Below are 18302 nucleotides of genomic sequence, written 5' to 3' on the forward strand. Positions count from 1 at the left end.
GCCGTGACCTGCGCATCACCCATACGCTTGCCGGTGCAGCTGCTTCGAACCTAGGGGTGCCGGAGCTGGGCCACAAGGCTCTTGACCAAGTCCTTACCCGCCCTTGACCTGATCGTGACCGCTGAGCCGATGTGACGGCGCAGCGGGGGCGGTCACGACCTGCGCACCGCGCGGAAGCCGACCCCGTGAACCACCTGCACCTGCACCGGGCTGCCGATCTCGTCCAGCTTGCGCCGGACCCGTTTGACCACCGAGTGGACCTGGGCGGTGTCACCCACGTGCCCGGTCCCCCAGACCTCCTCGGTGAGCTCGGCGTACCGGCGGACCTGGCGCGGCTGGGCGACCAGCGCGTGGAGCACGGCGTACTCCAACGGCGTCAGGTGCACCTGTCGACCACCGCTGGCGACCAGCTGCCGGTCCGGGTCCAGGATCAGCTCGAGGCGAGCCGACTGACGTCTCGGTGCTGGGGTGGACGGCAGCTGCTGCCGGTCCGCGGCGGCGGGGCCTGGCTGCGGCCCTGGCCCGGAGGGGCCGGGCTGCGGCTCGGGGCGGGTCAGTCCCGGCCGAAGGCGGCGGGCCAGCTCGGTCGCCTCGCCCGCGTCCCCCACCACGACCACCGGGCCGGTCCATCCGCTCTCCTGTACCCGGCGCAAGGACTCAGCGAGGTGCCGCGAGGCGACCAGGACCAGTGCTGTAGGGAACGTGCACGGACCGTCCGTGGGATCAGACGTCACCGGAGACAGCCTCCCCCCTCATGCCGGACGGGCACGGCCTACCATCCACACCTCGCACGCCGCACCCTAGGGCACTGGTCCGACGCCGTCCACCACCGAGCCGGCCTTCGAGAAACTTGAATGATTCAAGATTATCTGAGAGACTGTACCTATGTCCGCATCACCCGCCGCCGCCCTCCGAGAGGCCGGTCTGCGCGTGACGAATGCCCGTCTGGAGGTCCTGCAGACGGTGCAGCAGCACCCGCACGCCGATGCCGCCACGGTGCTGACCCTGACCCGGGAACGAGCCCGGGGAGTGTCGGTGCAGGGCGTGTACGACGTGCTCGGCACGCTCACCGACGCGGGCCTGCTGCGCCGGATCCAGCCGGCCCACTCGGTGGCCCGGTTCGAGATCGACGACGGCGACAACCACCACCACGTGGTGTGCCGCAGCTGCGAGGCGATCGTCGACGTCCCGTGCGCGGTGGGTGAACGGCCCTGCCTGGATCCGGCGGCCGCCGCCGCGCTCGGTTTTGAGGTGGACGAGGCCGAGATCATCTACTGGGGCACCTGCCCTGCCTGCCGCGAGGACCGTCCAGCGACCGCACTGGATACCCCCGCCTGACCGTCCCGAGCGGGGCCGGCCGCGCCCTGGCGCGACCCACGCACCACCAAGCAACGAAGCGTTCCCGAAGAGATCGAAGGAGAAGCATGACCGATATCCAGCACGGCTACGTCAACGCCGAGCACAGTGGGCAGGGTGCCCCCCTCATTGGCTCCACCCACAGCAACGGCGCGCCCAACGAGTCTGACCGCAACAGCCTGTCGGTCGGGTCAGACGGCCCGCTGCTCCTGCACGACGTCTCGCTGATCGAGGCCCTGGCCTCCTTCGACCGGGAGAAGGTGCCGGAGCGTCTGCCGCACGCCAAGGGCTCGGGCGCGTTCGGCGTCTACGAGACCACCGAGGACGTCTCCGCCTGGACCAAGGCGGGCATCTTCCAGCAGGGCGCCTCTGCCGAGACCCTCCTGCGGTTCTCCACGGTCGCGGGCGAGCAGGGCTCACCCGACACCTGGCGTGACGTCCGGGGCTTCGCGGTCCGTCTCTACACCGATGAGGGCAACCTCGACATCGTCGGGAACAACACCCCGGTCTTCTTCGTCCGCGACCCGATGAAGTTCCCCAACTTCATCCGTTCCCAGCGCCGCCTGCCCGACAGCGGCCTGCGCTCGGCGAACATGCAGTGGGACTTCTGGACGCACAACCCGGAGTCCGCGCACCAGGTGACCTACCTCATGGGTGACCGTGGTCTGCCCAAGACCTGGCGCCACATGAACGGCTACTCCTCGCACACTTACATGTGGGTCAACGAGGCGGGCGAGCGGTTCTGGGTCAAGTACCACTGGCACAGCGACCAGGGGGTGGAGAACATGACCAACGAGGAGGCCGAGCAGCTGGCCGGCCAGGACGCCGACATCCACCGTCGCGACCTCTTCGACGCCATCGAGCGCGGGGACTTCCCCAGCTGGACCCTCTCCGTGCAGGTCATGCCCTACGAGGAGGCCAAGACCTACCGGTTCAACCCCTTCGACCTGACCAAGGTCTGGCCGCACGCGGACTACCCGCTGCACAAGGTCGGCAAGCTGACGCTGAACCGCAACCCGCAGAACTGGTTCGCCCAGATCGAGCAGGCCGCGTTCAGCCCGTCCAACACGGTCCCCGGCACGGGCGTGTCCCCGGACAAGATGCTGCTGGCCCGCACCTTCTCCTACCCGGACGCCCAGCGGCACCGGATCGGCGCCAACTTCACCCACCTGCCGGTGAACCAGCCGAAGGTCCAGGTCAACGCCTACCAGTTCGACGGTCCGATGGCCTACCTGCACTCGGGCAGCCAGCCCACCTACGTCACCAACTCCTACGGCCGGCCCTGGTCGGACCAGGAGGGCCCGGTGGAGAACGGCTGGGAGGCCGACGGCGCGCTCGTCCGGCAGGCCTACCAGCTGCGTGAGGACGACGACGACTTCGGTCAGGCCGGCACCCTGGTGCGGGAGGTCTTCGACGACGCCCAGCGCGAGCGCCTCGTGCAGACCGTCGCCGGCGCGATGGGCGACGTCCAGCCGGAGATCCGCGCGCGGGTCTTCGAGTACTGGCGCAACGTCGACCAGGAGATCGGCAACCGCATCCAGCAGGCCGCCCAGGCCAACGCGGGCACCGACCACTACCCCGGTCTGGATGAGCCGGCGGACGAGTTCCCCTCCCTCAAGGAGGAGCCGGGCGACGCCTACGTGGGCGTGCGCTGACCACCCACGGCTGATGGTCCACAGCTGACCGTCCGCAGCTGACCGTCCGCAGCTGATCACCGCCGGCCGGGTCGCCTCGTGCGACCCGGCCGGCGGCGTCTGCGGTGTTCCCCGCACAGGACACGCCAGACGTCGCCACAGGACACGCGATACGTCGCCACAGGACACGCAGAACGTCTCGGTCACGTGTTCTGTCGGGCCGTCTGGCGTGTCCTGTCGGGCCTTCTGGCGTGTCCTGTCGGTGGGCTGGTCAGCCGAGGCGGAAGGCGAGGGCGTCGATGCGGGTGCGGGTGTCCTGGTCCTCCGCCAGCCGCTCCCCGATGCCGGTCACCAGCGTCTGCACCTGCGTCTGGGTCAGGCCCGGCGCCAGTCTGAGGCGAACCTGCAGCTGGCCCCCCGGCCCGCCGCCGAGCTCGTGGCCCAGGACGGCCGGCTCGTCCGCCACCGCCCCCGCCACCGCGGCGGCGACGGCAGGATCCCGGTGGGCAGGCACCCAGTCCCGGCCCATCGCCAGGGCCCACACCATGGACGGGCGCAGGGTGTATGCCGCGGGGCCGGGCGGGGCCGGCAGGTCGACGGGGATGACGTCACACCCCTCCTGGACCGCCGCCAGCGCAGCCCGCTGGGCGGTGACCGGCACGGGCCTGGCCTCGGCGTTCCACGCGGCCAGTGCAGCGGTCGAGGTGAAGGCGGGCAGCGCACGCTGACCGTCCGGGGCGACCAGCGTCACCGAGGCCATGTCGCTCACCGCGTCGACCGGGATCCCGGAGGACTCGTCGATCTCGCTCGGGACCGCCACGATCGGGACGATGAGGCGGGCCCGCGCCGCCGCGGCGACCAGCTCCTCCTCGTCGCGCTCGGTGTCCGGGCTCGCCAACAGCTGCGCCAGCCGGGCGTCGGCGGCGCCGGTGTCGTCGTCGAAGCCGGTCCCGGTGAGGGTGCGCCCGGCCCACGGGACCCCAGCGGTGTCATGACCGGCCGCCGGGTCGTGCCCGGTGAAGCGGTGCGGCCCGTCGGCGCCCTGCTGCTGGTCGTCACCGCCCTGGTGCACGCCGGCCATGCCCGGGTGCGGGCCGTCGCTGCTCGGGTGGGTCATCGGCATACCTCCAGGGCCTGTTCCAGGGTGAACTCGTCGTGGTAGAGCGCGGCCCCCAGGACCGCCTCGGTGACCCCCTGGCCGGTCAGGGCCCGCAGGGCGCGCAGGTCGGCGAGCTTCGCGACCCCGCCGGAGGCGGTCACCTCGGTCTGCCCCAGCGCGGCGATCTCGGCGAACAGGGTGACGTCGCTGCCCTGGCGCGACCCGTCCCGGGCAGCGTCGGCCACGAGCATGCGGGACGTCAGCCCCAGCACCGGGTGGCCAGGGAGGACCTCGTGGACCGGGCCCAGGTCGAGCCCGGTCCCCCGACTGACGACCCGGCCCTGTCGCACGTCGACCGCGGCCACGACCCGGTCCCTGCCGTGCCGCTCGACCGCACTCACCAGCAGGTCCGCGTCACCCAACGTCGAGCTGGCCAGCACGAGCCGTGCGGCCTGCGTGCCTGCGGCCCACTCGATGCTCGCCGCGGTGCCCAGGCCGCCGGAGAGCTGCACCGGCACGGGGAGGCGGGTGACCAGCTCCTCGAGCAGGTCCGCGTTGTCCCCACGCCCGAAGGCCCGGTCGAGGTCCACCAGGTGGATCCACTGCGCGCCCCGTTCGACCCAGCCCATCGCCACGCGGAAGGGGTCGTCGGTCCCGCCGTCGACCACCTGGGCGGCCCGGCCGGCCGCGACGTCCACCGCGGGCAGCAGGGTCAGCGGTGCAGCGGCGGTCACGGCAGACCACCGAGCTCGCGCCGCAGCCGGACCGAGTCGCGGACCGCGTCCTCGAACCACCCGACCTCGCGTCGGTCCGGCTCGTGGTCGGTCGCACCGGGCAGGGAGTCGACGTGGCCAGGGTCCTCGAGGAGGCGGGTGCCGGGCAGACCCAGGGTGGCCATCACGGCCATCAGCATGCGTGCGGGTCGCACCCGGGTCTCGTGCAGCAGCTCGACCAGCTCGTCGCGGACGCGCGGAGCGGCTCCTGCCAGGGACACCACCTCGGCGGGGCCGGCCAGCTCCAGGCCGGGGGGCCGCAACAGACCCACGTCCGGCTCCCACACCACCCAGCGGAGCAGCTTGCGCCGGCCCGCAGGGTGCGCCGTGATGACCGCACGACCATCGATCTCAAAGAACCCCAGCCCCGGGCCCGCCTTGGGGCCGAGGGCTCGCGCGGCCAGCATCAGGGGCCCGTCGTGGTAGGGCTCACCGGTACGCGCCCGCCCGCGGGCCACCACCCCGATCCAGCCCTCCAGAGGCGCCACGGTGACCGGGACCACGCCGCCAGCGACCCAGGCGTCGACCTCGCGCCGGGGGCCGGCTGCCAGGACGAGGGCGGCCTGCGAGGGGTCGGAGCGGGTCACTCGGCCATCCTACGGATCGTCCTTGTCCCCTCCCGGACGGCCGCGCCGGTCGGCGTCGCGGCCGCGCGCCTCGTGGGTCTGCTGGCCGGTGCCACGGCCGGCGTCCCGGCCGGTGTCTCTGGCGGTGTCTCTGGCGGTGTCTCTGGCGGTGTCTCTGGTGGTGTCTCTGGTGGTGTCTTGGGCGGGGTCCTGATCACGGTCCCGGTCACGGTCCGGATGGGCGTCGGACGCCAGCGGGTTCTCCACCCCCGGACGACGGGTCGTCGGTCCGGGTCGGCGGGGGCGGCCGAAGGCGTCGGTGCCGAAGGAGGGCGAGCGAGGACGGCCCGGCGGGGTCCGCGGGCGACCGAACCCGCCCTGGCCACCGCGGGCATCAGCCGGTCCTGTCGCACCGAACCTGCGCGGCAGGGGCTGGTGGGTCCCCGGCTCGGCGAAGGCGCCGGTCCTGGGCGGCCGGTCGCCGTAGAAGAGCCGTTCGACGACGACCCGTGAGCGCCGCGCCGCGCGGCGCCAGTCCTGCGCCAGCTCAGCGCCCCGGCCCGCCTCGTGCAGCATCACCCGGGCCATGCCTTCCGCGTCGCGCGCGTCGCTGGGCACGCTGTCCACCGCGCGCCCCCGCCACACGATGCCCGCGTCCCGCAGCTGGGAGGCCATCCGCCAGGCGGTGAGCAGCTGGTCGGCGTCCCGCCGCGACATCAGCCCCGCCTCGGCCGCCGCCTCCAGCGCCTCCACCGTGCCGGTCGTGCGCAGCCCCGCGTGGGCGTGGGCGTGCTGGAGCTGGAAGAGCTGGATGACCCACTCCACGTCGGAGAGCCCGCCCAGGCCCAGCTTCAGATGGGTCCGAGGGTCCGCGCCGCGGGGCAGCCGCTCGGCCTCCATCCGGGCCTTGAGCTTGCGGATCTCCCGCACCGCGGCCTGGCTGATGCCGTCCTCGGGCCAGCGCAGCGGCTGGATGAGCTCGACGAAACGCTCCCCCAGCTCGCTGTCACCGGCCACCGGCCGGGCGCGCAGCAGAGCCTGGGACTCCCACCCGGCCGACCAGCGCTCGTAGTAGCTGCGGTACCCCTCCAGGCTGCGCACGATCGGGCCGCTCTTGCCCTCCGGGCGCAGGCTGGCGTCCAGCTCCAGCACAGGGTCGGGGCCGGCGCCGGCCAGACCCTGGCGCAGGCCGGTGAAGATCTCGGTCGCCTGGGCGGCGGCCACCTCAGGGTCCGCACCGGGCAGCGGGTCGTGCACGAACAGCACGTCGGCGTCGCTGGCGTAACCGACCTCCCTGCCCCCCAGCCGACCCATCCCCACCACCAGCAACCTCGTCGCCGGGTCTTCCGCCCTGCGCTCCAGCACCCCGCGCTGGGCCACCTCCAGGGCGACGTCGAGGTAGGCCTCCGTGAGGTCGCTGAGCGCGGCTCGCACCCTCTGCCCGTCCCAGCCGGCCGTGACGTCGCCCAGGACGATCCGCACCAGCTCACGTGCCCGCACCGAGCGAACCGCGGCGAAGGCCTCCTCCGGCGTGGCGCGGCGCCTGGCGGCCGTCGTCATCCGCGCCAGCACGGTGTCCTTGTCGGGGGGGACGAAAGCTCCCTCGTCCCCGAGCAGCGCGACCGTCTCGGGACTGCGGATGAGCAGGTCCACGGCATACCGGCTCGAGGAGAGGACCCGGGCCAGGCGCTGGGCGGCGGTCCCCTCGTCGCGCAGCATGCCGAGGTACCAGTGGGTCGTGCCCAGCTTGTCGCTGATCCGCCGGAAGGCGAGCAGCCCCGCGTCAGGATCGGCGCCGTCGGCGAACCAGGACAGCATGACCGGCAGCAGGTGGCGCTGGATGGTCGCCCGCCGGCTGACCCCCTCGGTGAGGGCGACGAGATGCTGCATGGCGCCCGCCGGGTCGCGGAAGCCCAGGGCCGCCAGACGCGCCCGGGCGGCCTCCGGCGACAGCCTGGCCTCGTCCGTGGACAGCCGAGCCACGGCGGACAGCAGCGGCCGGTAGAAGAGGCGCTCGTGGAGCCGGCGCACGTCCCGCTGGACCGAGCGCCACCTCTTGAGCACGGCGCGGTCGGCGTCACCCCGCTCCCCGAGCGAGCGGCCGAGGCGGCGCAGGTCAGCCTCAGCGGTGGGCATCAGGTGGGTACGGCGCATCCGGTGCAGCTGCACGCGGTGCTCCAGGGTGCGCAACAGCCGGTATGCCGGATCGAGCACCTTGAGGTCGTCCCGGCCGACATACCCCCCGTCAGTGAGGGCCCGGAGGGCCTCCAGCGTGCTGCCGGAGCGCAGGCGCTCGTCGGTGCGCCCGTGCACCAGCTGCAGGAGCTGGACGCTGAACTCGATGTCGCGCAGCCCGCCCGGGCCCAGCTTGAGCTGCCGGTCGGCCTCCTGCTTCTTCACGTGGTGCTCGACGCGTCTGCGCATCGCCTGGACGTCGTCGACGAAGTTCTCCCGCCCGGCGGCCTCCCAGATGAGCGGCGTGACCATCTCCAGCCAGGCCTTGCCGGGACCGGGATCACCGGCGACCACCCGGGCCTTGAGCAAGGCCTGGAACTCCCAGGTCTTGGCCCACCGCTCGTAGTACTCCTTGTGCGAGCGCAGCGTGCGGATGAGCGGCCCCTGCTGCCCCTCGGGCCGCAGCGCGGCATCCACCTGCCAGAGGGTGCCCTCCTCGGTGGACTGCCCACAGATGCGCATCACCGCGCTGGCCAGGCTGGTCCCGACCCGGGTGGCCTCCTCCTCGGTGGTGCCCTGCCGGGGGGCGGCGAGGAAGATCACGTCGACGTCGCTGATGTAGTTCAGCTCCCGGCCGCCGGTCTTGCCCATCCCGATGACCGTGAAGTCGACCCCCTCCTCCCCTGGGGTCTCGGCCCTGGCCAGCAGCACCGCACCCTGCAGGGCGGCCGAGGCCAGGTCGGCCAGGGCGCCGGACACGGCCGGCATGAGGGCCACCGGGTCCTCGCTGGTCAGGTCGGCGCAGGCGATGCGCAGCAGCTGGCGCCGGTAGGCGACCCGCAGCGCGTCCGGACCCTCGGGCGTGTCCCCCCGCAGACCCTCCACCGCCGCGACGACGTCCCGGGCCTCGGGGGCCAACGGTTCGGCGACGTCGACGACGTGCGCGGGGTGGCGCAGCAGGTGCTCGCCGAGCGCGACCGACCCGCCCAGCAGGGCCAGCAGCCGGCCACGTCCCGGCCCCTCCGCGAGGACCACGGGTCGGACGTGCTCGTCGCAGCGGTCGCCGTCGGCCCCGGTGCTGCGGGGGTCGAGCAGGCGGACCAGGCCCAGCAGGGCCCCGTCGGGGTCCGCGGTCGAGCCCAGCTCGCTCGCGAGCTGGGCTGCGAGCAGCCCCTCGGCGCCAGGCGCAGACTGCTCAGCCTGCAGACGATAAACGACCTCGGTGAGCAGGGTCGCCGCCCGCCGGGCGTCACTGAAACCGGCCCGGGCCAGGACCGCCTGCCCGACCTGGTCCGGGTCGACCCGGTCCCTGCCACCGCGGGGGCGCCGGGCCGTCGGGTCGTGCGTCGCAGGGTTCATCGCCGGCTCATCGTCGGTTCACGATCCGCTCACCGCAGGGTGCAGAAGTGCGTCCACGGGCGGGTCCGCAGGTGGGCACACCGCTGAGCTCACGGCTGGGCTCACAGGTGCAGCAGGTAGCGGTCCAGCTCGAACTGCGTCACCTGCGAGCGGTAGTCGCCCCACTCCTGCCACTTGTTGCGCAGGTAGAAGTCGAAGACCTGCTCGCCCAGCACCTCGGCAGCCAGCTCGGAGTCCTCCATGATCGCGACCGCCTCGCCCAGGCTCTGCGGCAGGGGGTCGATGCCCATCGCGCGACGCTCGGCGTCGGTGAGCGCCCACACGTCGTCCTCGGCCTCGGGCGGCAGGTCGTAGCCGTCGCGGATCCCGCGCAGCCCGGCCGAGAGGACCATGGCGAAGGTGAGGTAGGGGTTGCAGGCGGAGTCCAGGGAACGCACCTCGATTCGCTTGGAGTGCCCCTTGCCGATCGAGTACATCGGCACGCGCAGCAGGGCCGAGCGGTTGTTGTGGCCCCAGCAGACGTAGGCCGGGGCCTCGCCGCCGCCCCAGAGCCGCTTGTAGGAGTTCACCCACTGGTTGGTGACCGCGCAGATCTCCCGGCTGTGGGCCAGCACCCCCGCCATGAACTGGCGACCGGTCTGGGACAGCTCGTAGTCGGCCCCCGGCTCGTAGAAGGCGTTGCTGTCGCCCTCGAACAGCGAGACGTGGGTATGCATGCCCGAACCTGGGTGCAGCGCGAGCGGCTTCGGCATGAAGGTGGCGAACGCCTTCTCCTGCAGCGCCACCTCCCGCACGACGGTGCGGAAGGTCATGATGTTGTCGGCCATCGACAGGGCGTCGGCGTAGCGCAGGTCGATCTCCTGCTGCCCGGGGCCGCCCTCGTGGTGGCTGAACTCGACCGAGATGCCGATCTGCTCCAGCATCTCGATCGCCGCGCGGCGGAAGTCGTGGCCGTCGCCGCGGGCGACGTGGTCGAAGTAGCCCGCCTGGTCCACCGGCACCGGCCCGACCGCGCGGTCGTAGGGCTCCTTGAACAGGTAGAACTCGATCTCCGGGTGGGTGTAGAAGGTGTAGCCGTCCTCGCCTGCCGCCGCGAGCGCGCGCCGCAGGATGTGCCGCGAGTCGGTCGCCGCCGGAGTGCCGTCCGGCATGTGGATGTCGCAGAACATCCGGGCCGTGTGCCCCCGCCACGGCAGCACCTGGAAGGTGTCGGCGTCGGGTTGGACGATCATGTCGGCCTCGTAGACCCGGGTGAAGCCCTCGATGACGCTCCCGTCCAGGCCGATCCCCTCGGTGAACGCCTGCTCCAGCTCCGCCGGGGCGACCGCCACGGACTTCAGGGTGCCCAGGATGTCGGTGAACCAGAGCCGGACGAAGCGGATGTCCCGCTCCTCGATCGTGCGAAGGACATACTCCTGCTGGCGGTTCATGGCCTCATCCTGCCGTATCGGGTCCGGCCGGGGCGGGCAGGTCGGCCGTGGCCCGACCGTAGTCACGGGCGAGCTGCTCCAGATCCGCGTGATGAGACTGGAACCGGCAGCCCGTCCCGGAGGCCGCGAGCGCGATCCCCTCCTGGTGCCAGTGCTCCCGCGCCCGGGCGAGCAGCGCGGCATACACCGTCCCGTCCCGGCGGGTGACACGCCACCACGGCACCCCCGAGCCCCACTCACGCAGGATCCGCCCGACGTGCCGGGGCCCGGTGCCGACGAGCGCGCCGAGATCGCCGTAGGACACCACCCGGCCCGCGGGCACCTGCTCCACGGCCCGCAGCACCCGCTCGACCAGCACCTCGTCCACGAAGGCAACCTACCGAGGGTCGTGGCCCGAGCCACGCACGCGGCTGGCGGCCGGGTGCGGACAGGGCCGTGCTGTCCGAGGGGGTTCGGCCGCGCCGTGTCCTCGTGGGTGTGGCAGTGTGCAGGCCGCCGGAGAGTCGACCAGTCGGGAGGGTGCCATGAACGAAGCAGGAAGGTCCACCGAGGACGGCAGCGCTCTCCTGCGCTCCATGCGCAGCACCGTAGGCCGGGAGAGCACGACCTTCGGGTTCTCGATCCTGGTCACCGTGACCTTCGCCATCCTGCAGGTGACCCAGGGCTCACCCCAGCCCCTGCAGATCTTCAGCTATGCGGCAGGGGCGGTCGCGTCCTTCACCCTGCTCGAGGGCGTGCTGTCCCGCGGCTTCCGTCGCCCCATGCCGCAGCACGCGACGCAGACGCTGACCCTGGGCACCAGTCTCAACATCGTCTCCGTGCTCGTGGCCCTGGCGGCCGGGTGGGGCGTGGCAGAGGTCACCTCCGGCGTGGTCGCCTGGGCGGGGGCACCCCTCGTGGCAGGGTTGACCTATCTCCTCGTGGAGGGGCTGGAGGAGACGCTGGCCGAGCGGATCCTGGTCTCCGCCGGCGACCCCGATGCTCAGGAGACCTCCAACCAGGACGCCTGAGCCCCGGGGGTCCCGACGCGTCGAGGTCGTGTCGGCACCGGCTGGCTAGGCTCGTGCCCATGAGCGGGCTGACGGTCGGGTATGCGGCGATGCTGGAGCAGTTTCACCCCCGGGAGGCGGTGGCGCTGACGGCGAGTGCGGAGGAGCACGGGTTCTCCGGCTGCATGGCCGCCGACCACTTCGCACCGTGGGTGCCGGCGCAGGGACAGTCGGCGTTCGTCTGGAACGTCCTGACCGCGGTGGGGGAACGTACGTCCGGTGACCTCGGACCCGGCGTGGTGTGCCCGAGCTTCCGCTGGCACCCGGCGGTCGTCGCGCAGGCGGCGGCCACCCTGGAGGCGATGTACCCCGGGCGGACCTGGCTGGGCGTCGGCGCTGGCGAGGCGCTCAACGAGCACGTCCTCGGCGGGTACTGGCCCGAGGCGGGTGAACGGTCGCGCCGGCTGTTCGAGGCCGTCGAGCTGATGAGCCAGCTGTTCACCAGGTCCGCGGAGGGCAAGGACTCCAAGTGGTCCGGCGAGTTCTTCACCATGGAGACGACCCGGCTGTGGACGATGCCGGAGCAGGCGCCCCCGATCCTGGTCGCCACCGCGGGGCCGGTGAACGCCAAGCGCACCGGTCGGCTGGCGGACGGCATCATCACCGTCGGCGCCCCGCACGGCAAGATCGAGATGCTGTTCGGCAAGTTCGCCGAGGGGGCCCGCGAGGCGGGCAAGGACCCCGACGCGATGCCCAAGGTGCTGCAGCTGCACCTGTCCTGGGCGGAGACCGACGAGGAGGCGCTGGCCAACGCGATGACGGAGTGGCCCAACGGCGGGATGAAGTTCCCGAAGGCCGACATCCGCAGCCCCCATGACTTCGCGGAGATGGCCAAGCTCGTCCGCCCGGAGGACTTCGAGGGCCGCATGGTCATCTCCAGCGACCCGGACGTGCACCGAGCGCACATCCAGACCTTCGTCGACCTCGGCTTCGACCGGGTCTACCTGCACAACGTGGGTCGCAACCAGCAGCAGTGGCTGGAGGTCTTCGGGCGCGAGGTGCTGCCCAAGCTGCACCGCTAGGCAGCGCAGGACACAGGGCTCAGGTCAGTCGTTCAGCGGGTTGGCGTCCCACCGGCGACGCTCGGCATCGCCGGTGGCCCACTCGTCCTCCTGGCGCTCCTCGTCCTCCCACTGGGCGGTCCGCTGCGCCGCCCGCTCGACGGCGGTCGCCGCTTCCTCCTCCGTGGCGTAAGGGCCCATGAGGTCCGCGCTCCGCGCGCGAGCGGGGTCGTCGTGGGCCTCGACCTTGCGAGTCCTGACGTTGAACCAGAACGGCATACGTCCTCCGGGAGTCGTGGGTGTACGGGGGCGGCACCTAGAATCACCCTATGCCCACCCTCACCCCGCTTGCCCCCGGGCGCGTCAGCCCACGGCTGTCCGTGCCCGGTCACATCGCCCGTCCCGAGTACGTCGACCGGCCAGCCCCGGCTCCCTTCACCGGGTCGGAGATCAAGGACGCGGAGACGATCGAGGCGATGCGGGTGGCGGGCCGGCTGGCCGCCCAGGCGCTGGAGCTGTGCGGGTCCATGGTGCGGCCGGGGGTCACCACCGACGAGATCGACCGCGCCGGGCACGAGTTCCTCCTCGACCACGGCGCCTACCCCTCCACGCTCGGCTACCGGGGCTTCCCCAAGTCGCTGTGCACCTCGGTCAACGAGGTGGTCTGCCACGGGATCCCGGATGACCGGGAGCTGCAGGACGGCGACATCTGCAACATCGACATCACCGCCTACATCGGTGGCGTGCACGGCGACAACAACGCGACCTTCCTGTGCGGGGACGTCGCCGAGGAGACCCGACTGCTGGTCGAGCGCACCCGGGAGGCGCTGATGCGCGGCATCCGGGCCGCGCGCCCGGGCCGGGAGATCAACGTCATCGGGCGGGTCATCGAGGCCTACGCCGACCGCTTCGGCTACGGCGTCGTCCGCGACTACACCGGTCACGGCGTCGGCCAGGCCTTCCACTCCGGTCTGGTCATCCCCCACTACGACGCCGCGCCGGCCTACGACACGGTGATCGAGCCGGGCATGACGTTCACCATCGAGCCCATGCTCAACCTGGGTACCCCGGACTGGAAGGAGTGGGCCGACGGCTGGACCGTCGTCACCGCGGACGCCCGCCCCTCGGCCCAGTTCGAGCACACCATCCTCATCACCGAGGACGGCGCGGAGATCCTCACCCTCCCCTGACCCCTGACCGGACACGCCAAAGAGCCCGACCGGACACGCCAAAGAGCCCCACTGGACACGCGCGGGTCAGGGTGCCCGCCCCACGACATACCCTTGGCCGCATGGCGAACACGCAGGTCCTGGGCATCGACATCGGCGGCAGTGGCATCAAGGGTGCCCCGGTCGACCTCGCCGAGGGCCAGCTGACGGCCGAACGGCTGCGGGTCGACACACCCGAAGGTGCGACACCCGGTGACGTCGCCGACGCCGTCGCGTGGGTGGCCGAGCAGTTCGCGGGCCAGCTGACCACCGACAGCCCGGTCGGCATCACCGTGCCGGCCGTCGTGCAGCAGGGCATCGTGCGCTCTGCGGCCAACATCGACGACTCGTGGATCGACACGGACGCCGACGCGCTCTTCACCCAGCGGCTGGGGCGGCCGGTGCACGTGGTCAACGACGCGGACGCGGCGGGTGAGGCCGAGGTGCACTACGGCGCCGGACGGGGTGTCAGCGGAGTCGTCCTGGTGACCACGCTGGGCACGGGGATCGGCTCGGCGCTGTTCGTCGACGGGACGCTGGTGCCGAACACCGAGCTGGGCCACCTGGAGATCGACGGGCACGACGCGGAGTCCCGCGCCGCCAGCAGCGCCCGCGAGCGCGAGGGCCTGTCCTGGAAGCAGTGGGCGGGCCGGCTGCAGCGCTACTACTCCGTCGTGGAGGCGCTGTTCTCGCCCGACCTGATCATCGTCGGCGGCGGGGTCTCCAAGCGGGCCGACAAGTTCCTGCCGCTGCTGGACCTGCGGGCACCGATCGTCCCCGCGCAGCTGCGCAACCAGGCCGGGATCATCGGCGCCGCCTGGCACGCCCACCACCTGGGCTGAGCGGCCTCACCAGCTGGTGTGCCGTGGCCGGCCTTCCTCGTAGCCGGCGGCGCCCTGGATGCCGACGACCGCGCCGGTGTGGAACTCGCCGATGGTGCGGGCGCCGGCGTAGGTGAAGGCGGAGCGCACGCCGGAGATGATCGCGTCCAGCAGGTCCTCGACACCGGGACGCTGGGGGTCCAGGAACATCCGGCCCGAGGAGATGCCCTCCTCGAACAGGGCCGAGCGGGCGCGGTCGAAGGCCGAGAGCTCTCGGGTGCGGTTGCGCACCGCCCGCGCCGAGGCCATCCCGAAGGACTCCTTGTAGAGCCGGCCGTCGGTGTCGCGGACGAGATCTCCCGGCGACTCGAAGGTGCCGGCGAACCACGACCCGATCATCACCGAGGCCGCACCGGCCGCCAGCGCCAGGGCGACGTCGCGGGGGTACTTCACCCCCCCGTCGGCCCACACTTGCGCACCGAGCGCCCGGGCGCTCTCGGCCGCCTCCAGCACCGCCGAGAACTGCGGCCGACCCACGCCGGTCATCATCCGGGTGGTGCACATCGCCCCAGGGCCGACGCCGACCTTGATGATGTCGGCCCCGGCGTCGACGAGGTCCTCCACGCCGGAGCGGGACACGACGTTGCCGGCGACGACCGGCACCCTGACCCCGGTCTCGGCCTCGTGACGGTCCCGTTCACGGGTGACCTGGGGCAGGGCCGCGAGCATCTTGTCCTGGTGCCCGTGGGCGGTGTCGACGACGATCACGTCGGCGCCGGCCGCGAGCAGCTCGGCGGCGCGGCCTGCCACGTCACCGTTGATGCCCACGGCGGCCCCGACCCGCAGCCGCCCCCGGTCGTCCAGCGCCGGGGTGTAGATCGCCGAGCGGATGAGGCCCGTGGGTGTGACCACACCGGCCAGCCGGCCGTCCGCCACGACCGGGGCGAGCTGGACCCGGGCGTCCTCGAGCTGGTCGAAGGCCTCGCGCAGGTCGACGCCGTCCTCCAGCACCAGAGGCGGCTCCTGCATCACGTCCCCCACTGCGGCGAACCGGTCGACCTCCTCCGCGTCGGTCTCGGTGACAACACCGACGGGCCGCCCGTCCTCGATGACGACGGCGGCGCGGTGGGCCCGCTTGGGCAGCACCGAGAGCAGCTGCGCCACGGGCGCGTCGCGGCCGATCACGATCGGGGTCTCGTAGACCGTGTGGCTGGCCTTGACCCGCTCGATCGTGCCCCGCACCTCGGGCAGCGGGATGTCCTGGGGCAGGATCGCGATCCCGCCGCGGCGGGCCACCGTCTCGGCCATCCGGCGCCCGGCGACGGCCGTCATGTTGGCCACGACGATGGGGATCGTGGTGCCGACCCGGTCCGAGGTGCGCAGGTCGACGTCCATCCGCGAGGTCACGTCGGAGCGCGAGGGGACCATGAAGACGTCGTTGTAGGTCAGGTCGTGCGTCGGCCGCATGCCGTTGAGGAACTCCACGGACCTCGACGATACGTGCTCTCGCCCGGTCGACGGGAACCGGATACCGTCCCGGTATGCAGATCACCCACCTCGGCCACGCCTGTCTCCTGCTGGAGATCGCTGACCAGCGCATCCTCATCGACCCGGGCAACTTCTCCGACGCCGCCTACGCGGGGCTGGCGGACCTGACCGCGGTGGTCATCACGCACCTGCACCGCGACCACTACGACCCCGACCGGCTGCCCGGCCTGCTCCAGGACCACCCGCGCGCGGTCGTCCTGGCCGAGCCGCAGACCGCCGAGCAGCTCACCGAGGCCGGGCTCGCGACGCGCACCGAGCGCATGGCGAGCGGCGAGCGGATCACCCTGGGCGACGGCTCGGTGGAGCTGACGCCCGTGGGCGAGCAGCACGCCCTCATCCACCCCTACGTCCCCCGTGTCGGCAACCTCGGCGTGGTGGCGCGGGCGGAGGGCGAGCCGGTGCTCTTCCACCCCGGGGACGCGCTCGACGCCGAGCCCGGGGAGGTCGACCTGCTGGCCGTGCCGGTCAACGCGCCGTGGGGCAAGGTGGCCGAGGCGATCGAGTTCGTCCGGCGGGTCCAGCCGCGCACGGGGGTCATCCCCATCCACGACGCGCTGCTCTCCCCCACCGGTCGCGGGATGTACCTGCAGCACATCGGCGACTTCGGCGCCGAGGGCGGCGTCAAGGTCCTGGACCTCAAGGACCAGGGGCCCACCGACTGCTGAGCCCCTGACTGCGCTGCTCGGGGGGTATGCCGAAGCGGTCTGGGCGTCCTTGGACCGCCCCGGTCAGCCCAGTCCGCTGGCGCCGAAGGCCAGCCCGAGCAGGTAGGTGGCGGCGGCCGCCCCATACCCGATGAGCAGTTGCCGCAGGCCCCGCGCCAGGGGGGAGGCGCCGGAGAGCACCCCGACGACCCCGCCGGTGACCAGCAGCGCCACCCCGACGAGCAGCAGCGAGGTCAGCAGGGCGCCGTAGCCGCTGAAGCCGATGAGATAGGGCAGCACGGGGACGAGGGCGCCGGAGGCGAAGAAGCCGAAGCTGGCCAGTGCCGCGCCCCACGGGTTGAGCACGGCGTCCTGCTCGTCCGCGTCGCTCACCACGGCCGGTACCGCATCGGCCGGGGGCAGGCCCCGCAGCTGGATCTGGCCGAGCACGTCGGCGGCACGTGCCCTGGCGTGGTCGGGGTCCATCCCCCGGGCCCGGTAGACGAGCTCGAGCTCGTTGGTGTTCAGGTCCAGCCCGCCGAGCGCCGCGCTGGTGCCGCGGGACGGTTGCGAGGCGGCGAGCAGCTCGCGGGCGGACCGCACTGAGATGTACTCCCCCGCCGCCATGGACAGGGCCCCGGCCAGCAGGCCGGCCATCCCGGCGGTGAGCACGATGCTGCTGTCGTCCACGGCCGCCGCCATCCCCATGACGAGCGCCAGGTTGGAGACCAGCCCGTCGTTGGCGCCGAACACCGCGGCGCGGAAGGTGCCGGACAGGTGCAGCCGGCCGCGGGCAGCCAGGGCGCGCAGCACCTCCTCGTGCACCGCCTCGTCGGCGACCATCGAGGAGGAGGCGTCGGCGTCGCGGGCGTAGGGGTTGCCGGCCTTGGAGCGCTGCAGCAGCGAGAGCACGAAGAGCATCCCGAAGCGGCGGGCCAGCCAGGCGTGGACCCGGTGGCCCAACGTCGCGCGGGGGGTGGGCTCGGCCTGGTTGCCGAGCAGGGTGGCCCAGTGCTGCGCGTGCCGCTCCTCGGCCTCGGCGAGGGCGTTGAGGATGTCGCGCTCCTCCCCGTGCCGTCGGGCCGCCAGGTCGCGGAAGACGCGGCTGTTGGCCCGTTCGTCCGCCAGGTGGCGTCGCCAGCGGCGGACGTCGTCGGTCGAGGGGTGGCTGGTGGTCACGTGGGTCAAGTGTACGTCGCCGGCCTGACGCCCGGGGTAGACTGGCGGGTCGTGGATGAGTCGGCCAGGCGGCCGCGTCGGGCCCCGTAAGGGTGTCCCGCCGAGGAACGTCCGGGCTCCACAGGGCATGGTGGTGGCTAACGGCCACCCGGGGTGACCCGCGGGACAGTGCCACAGAAAGTAGACCGCCCACCGGTTCGCCGGTGGGTCAGGGTGAAAGGGTGGTGTAAGAGACCACCAGCACGCCGGGTGACCGGCGTGGCTCGGTAAACCCCGCCAGGAGCAAGACCAGACAGTGCGCGCCCGAGGGCTGCCCGCCCGAGCGCACGGGTAGGTCGCTGGAGGTATGCGGCAACGCATGCCCGAGATGGATGGTCGCCACCTCCGCAGTGCCGGCAACGGCGCGGAGGGACAGAACCCGGCGTACCGGCCGACTCATCCACCACCATCTCCGTGGTGC

At 72.5% G+C, this 18302-nt stretch carries 17 protein-coding genes and 1 other RNA gene; 8 read left to right on the plus strand and 10 right to left on the minus strand.

Annotation, left to right across the window (positions count from 1 at the left end; translation table 11 throughout):
- Window positions 1-152: 152 nt before the first annotated feature.
- Window positions 153-734, minus strand: a complete 582-nt coding sequence (locus tag ESZ52_RS11425; protein WP_181009990.1) for a winged helix-turn-helix domain-containing protein — start codon at window positions 732-734, stop codon at window positions 153-155.
- 151 nt (window positions 735-885) lie between these two features.
- On the opposite strand from ESZ52_RS11425, the gene ESZ52_RS11430 reads away from it, so the two are divergent.
- Both ESZ52_RS11430 and ESZ52_RS11435 read left to right on the plus strand, forming a co-directional pair.
- The gene (locus tag ESZ52_RS11430) at window positions 886-1338 is read left to right on the plus strand and encodes a Fur family transcriptional regulator (protein ID WP_131105040.1); all 453 of its coding nucleotides are present in this window, start codon (window positions 886-888) and stop codon (window positions 1336-1338) included.
- A gap of 86 nt (window positions 1339-1424) precedes the next feature.
- Window positions 1425-3011, plus strand: a complete 1587-nt coding sequence (locus ESZ52_RS11435) for a catalase (RefSeq protein WP_131105041.1) — start codon at window positions 1425-1427, stop codon at window positions 3009-3011.
- A gap of 250 nt (window positions 3012-3261) precedes the next feature.
- On the opposite strand, the gene ESZ52_RS11440 is transcribed toward ESZ52_RS11435, so the two are convergent.
- From ESZ52_RS11440 to ESZ52_RS11465, 6 genes are all read right to left on the minus strand, one after another.
- Entirely contained in the window at window positions 3262-4107 is an 846-nt protein-coding gene (locus ESZ52_RS11440) for an SseB family protein (protein WP_238154544.1), read from the minus strand.
- Window positions 4104-4823, minus strand: coding sequence for a HisA/HisF-related TIM barrel protein (locus tag ESZ52_RS11445; RefSeq protein WP_181009989.1), 720 nt, complete (start codon window positions 4821-4823; stop codon window positions 4104-4106). Before ESZ52_RS11445 ends, ESZ52_RS11440 begins: the two co-directional genes overlap by 4 nt.
- Entirely contained in the window at window positions 4820-5449 is a 630-nt protein-coding gene (locus ESZ52_RS19310; RefSeq protein ID WP_181009988.1) for a hypothetical protein, read from the minus strand. The genes ESZ52_RS11445 and ESZ52_RS19310 overlap by 4 nt, the downstream gene beginning before the upstream one ends.
- Before the next feature lie 9 nt (window positions 5450-5458).
- Entirely contained in the window at window positions 5459-8962 is a 3504-nt protein-coding gene (locus ESZ52_RS11455; protein ID WP_202865329.1) for a bifunctional [glutamine synthetase] adenylyltransferase/[glutamine synthetase]-adenylyl-L-tyrosine phosphorylase, read from the minus strand.
- A 101-nt stretch (window positions 8963-9063) separates the two neighbouring features.
- A complete protein-coding gene (locus ESZ52_RS11460) occupies window positions 9064-10392 on the minus strand; it encodes a glutamine synthetase family protein (RefSeq protein WP_131105043.1) in 1329 nt (442 codons plus the stop codon).
- A 4-nt stretch (window positions 10393-10396) separates the two neighbouring features.
- The gene (locus ESZ52_RS11465) at window positions 10397-10759 is read right to left on the minus strand and encodes an MGMT family protein (RefSeq protein ID WP_131105044.1); all 363 of its coding nucleotides are present in this window, start codon (window positions 10757-10759) and stop codon (window positions 10397-10399) included.
- A gap of 208 nt (window positions 10760-10967) precedes the next feature.
- Between ESZ52_RS11465 and ESZ52_RS11470 the strand changes: the two genes are divergently transcribed.
- Both ESZ52_RS11470 and ESZ52_RS11475 read left to right on the plus strand, forming a co-directional pair.
- On the plus strand, window positions 10968-11402 hold the full coding sequence (locus ESZ52_RS11470) for a hypothetical protein (RefSeq protein WP_131105045.1): 435 nt from the start codon (window positions 10968-10970) through the stop codon (window positions 11400-11402).
- A gap of 59 nt (window positions 11403-11461) precedes the next feature.
- Entirely contained in the window at window positions 11462-12463 is a 1002-nt protein-coding gene (locus ESZ52_RS11475; protein ID WP_131105046.1) for a TIGR03557 family F420-dependent LLM class oxidoreductase, read from the plus strand.
- Window positions 12464-12487: 24 nt separating this feature from the next.
- Here the strand turns inward: ESZ52_RS11475 and ESZ52_RS11480 are convergent, their stop codons facing one another.
- Window positions 12488-12721, minus strand: a complete 234-nt coding sequence (locus tag ESZ52_RS11480; RefSeq protein WP_131105047.1) for a methionine aminopeptidase — start codon at window positions 12719-12721, stop codon at window positions 12488-12490.
- A gap of 50 nt (window positions 12722-12771) precedes the next feature.
- On the opposite strand from ESZ52_RS11480, the gene map reads away from it, so the two are divergent.
- Complete coding sequence (map, locus tag ESZ52_RS11485) at window positions 12772-13632, plus strand: type I methionyl aminopeptidase (RefSeq protein ID WP_131105048.1); 861 nt, start codon at window positions 12772-12774, stop codon at window positions 13630-13632.
- Between the two features lie 101 nt (window positions 13633-13733).
- Window positions 13734-14492: a polyphosphate--glucose phosphotransferase gene (gene ppgK, locus ESZ52_RS11490; RefSeq protein WP_131105049.1), complete on the plus strand. Its 759-nt coding sequence runs from the start codon at window positions 13734-13736 to the stop codon at window positions 14490-14492.
- A gap of 6 nt (window positions 14493-14498) precedes the next feature.
- Here the strand turns inward: ppgK and ESZ52_RS11495 are convergent, their stop codons facing one another.
- The gene (locus ESZ52_RS11495) at window positions 14499-15956 is read right to left on the minus strand and encodes a GuaB1 family IMP dehydrogenase-related protein (protein ID WP_131105050.1); all 1458 of its coding nucleotides are present in this window, start codon (window positions 15954-15956) and stop codon (window positions 14499-14501) included.
- A gap of 56 nt (window positions 15957-16012) precedes the next feature.
- On the opposite strand from ESZ52_RS11495, the gene ESZ52_RS11500 reads away from it, so the two are divergent.
- Complete coding sequence (locus ESZ52_RS11500) at window positions 16013-16684, plus strand: MBL fold metallo-hydrolase (RefSeq protein ID WP_131105051.1); 672 nt, start codon at window positions 16013-16015, stop codon at window positions 16682-16684.
- A 63-nt stretch (window positions 16685-16747) separates the two neighbouring features.
- On the opposite strand, the gene ESZ52_RS11505 is transcribed toward ESZ52_RS11500, so the two are convergent.
- Complete coding sequence (locus ESZ52_RS11505; protein ID WP_131105052.1) at window positions 16748-17842, minus strand: VIT1/CCC1 transporter family protein; 1095 nt, start codon at window positions 17840-17842, stop codon at window positions 16748-16750.
- Window positions 17843-17898: 56 nt separating this feature from the next.
- Between ESZ52_RS11505 and rnpB the strand changes: the two genes are divergently transcribed.
- Window positions 17899-18284, plus strand: an RNA gene (rnpB, locus tag ESZ52_RS11510) — RNase P RNA component class A.
- Window positions 18285-18302: the final 18 nt, after the last annotated feature.

This window comes from Ornithinimicrobium sufpigmenti (genome assembly GCF_004322775.1).
Taxonomy (GTDB): Bacteria; Actinomycetota; Actinomycetes; order Actinomycetales; family Dermatophilaceae; genus Ornithinicoccus; species Ornithinicoccus sufpigmenti.

Coding starts and splice junctions, on each gene's coding strand:
- ppgK (WP_131105049.1), top strand. CDS start 13,734: ATGGCGAACACGCAGGTCCTGGGCATCGACATCGGCGGCAGTGGCATC.
- map (WP_131105048.1), top strand. CDS start 12,772: ATGCCCACCCTCACCCCGCTTGCCCCCGGGCGCGTCAGCCCACGGCTG.
- ESZ52_RS11440 (WP_238154544.1), bottom strand. CDS start 4,107: ATGACCCACCCGAGCAGCGACGGCCCGCACCCGGGCATGGCCGGCGTG.
- ESZ52_RS11430 (WP_131105040.1), top strand. CDS start 886: ATGTCCGCATCACCCGCCGCCGCCCTCCGAGAGGCCGGTCTGCGCGTG.
- ESZ52_RS11475 (WP_131105046.1), top strand. CDS start 11,462: ATGAGCGGGCTGACGGTCGGGTATGCGGCGATGCTGGAGCAGTTTCAC.
- ESZ52_RS11460 (WP_131105043.1), bottom strand. CDS start 10,392: ATGAACCGCCAGCAGGAGTATGTCCTTCGCACGATCGAGGAGCGGGAC.
- ESZ52_RS11455 (WP_202865329.1), bottom strand. CDS start 8,962: ATGAACCCTGCGACGCACGACCCGACGGCCCGGCGCCCCCGCGGTGGC.
- ESZ52_RS11480 (WP_131105047.1), bottom strand. CDS start 12,721: ATGCCGTTCTGGTTCAACGTCAGGACTCGCAAGGTCGAGGCCCACGAC.
- ESZ52_RS11470 (WP_131105045.1), top strand. CDS start 10,968: ATGCGCAGCACCGTAGGCCGGGAGAGCACGACCTTCGGGTTCTCGATC.
- ESZ52_RS11500 (WP_131105051.1), top strand. CDS start 16,013: ATGCAGATCACCCACCTCGGCCACGCCTGTCTCCTGCTGGAGATCGCT.
- ESZ52_RS11435 (WP_131105041.1), top strand. CDS start 1,425: ATGACCGATATCCAGCACGGCTACGTCAACGCCGAGCACAGTGGGCAG.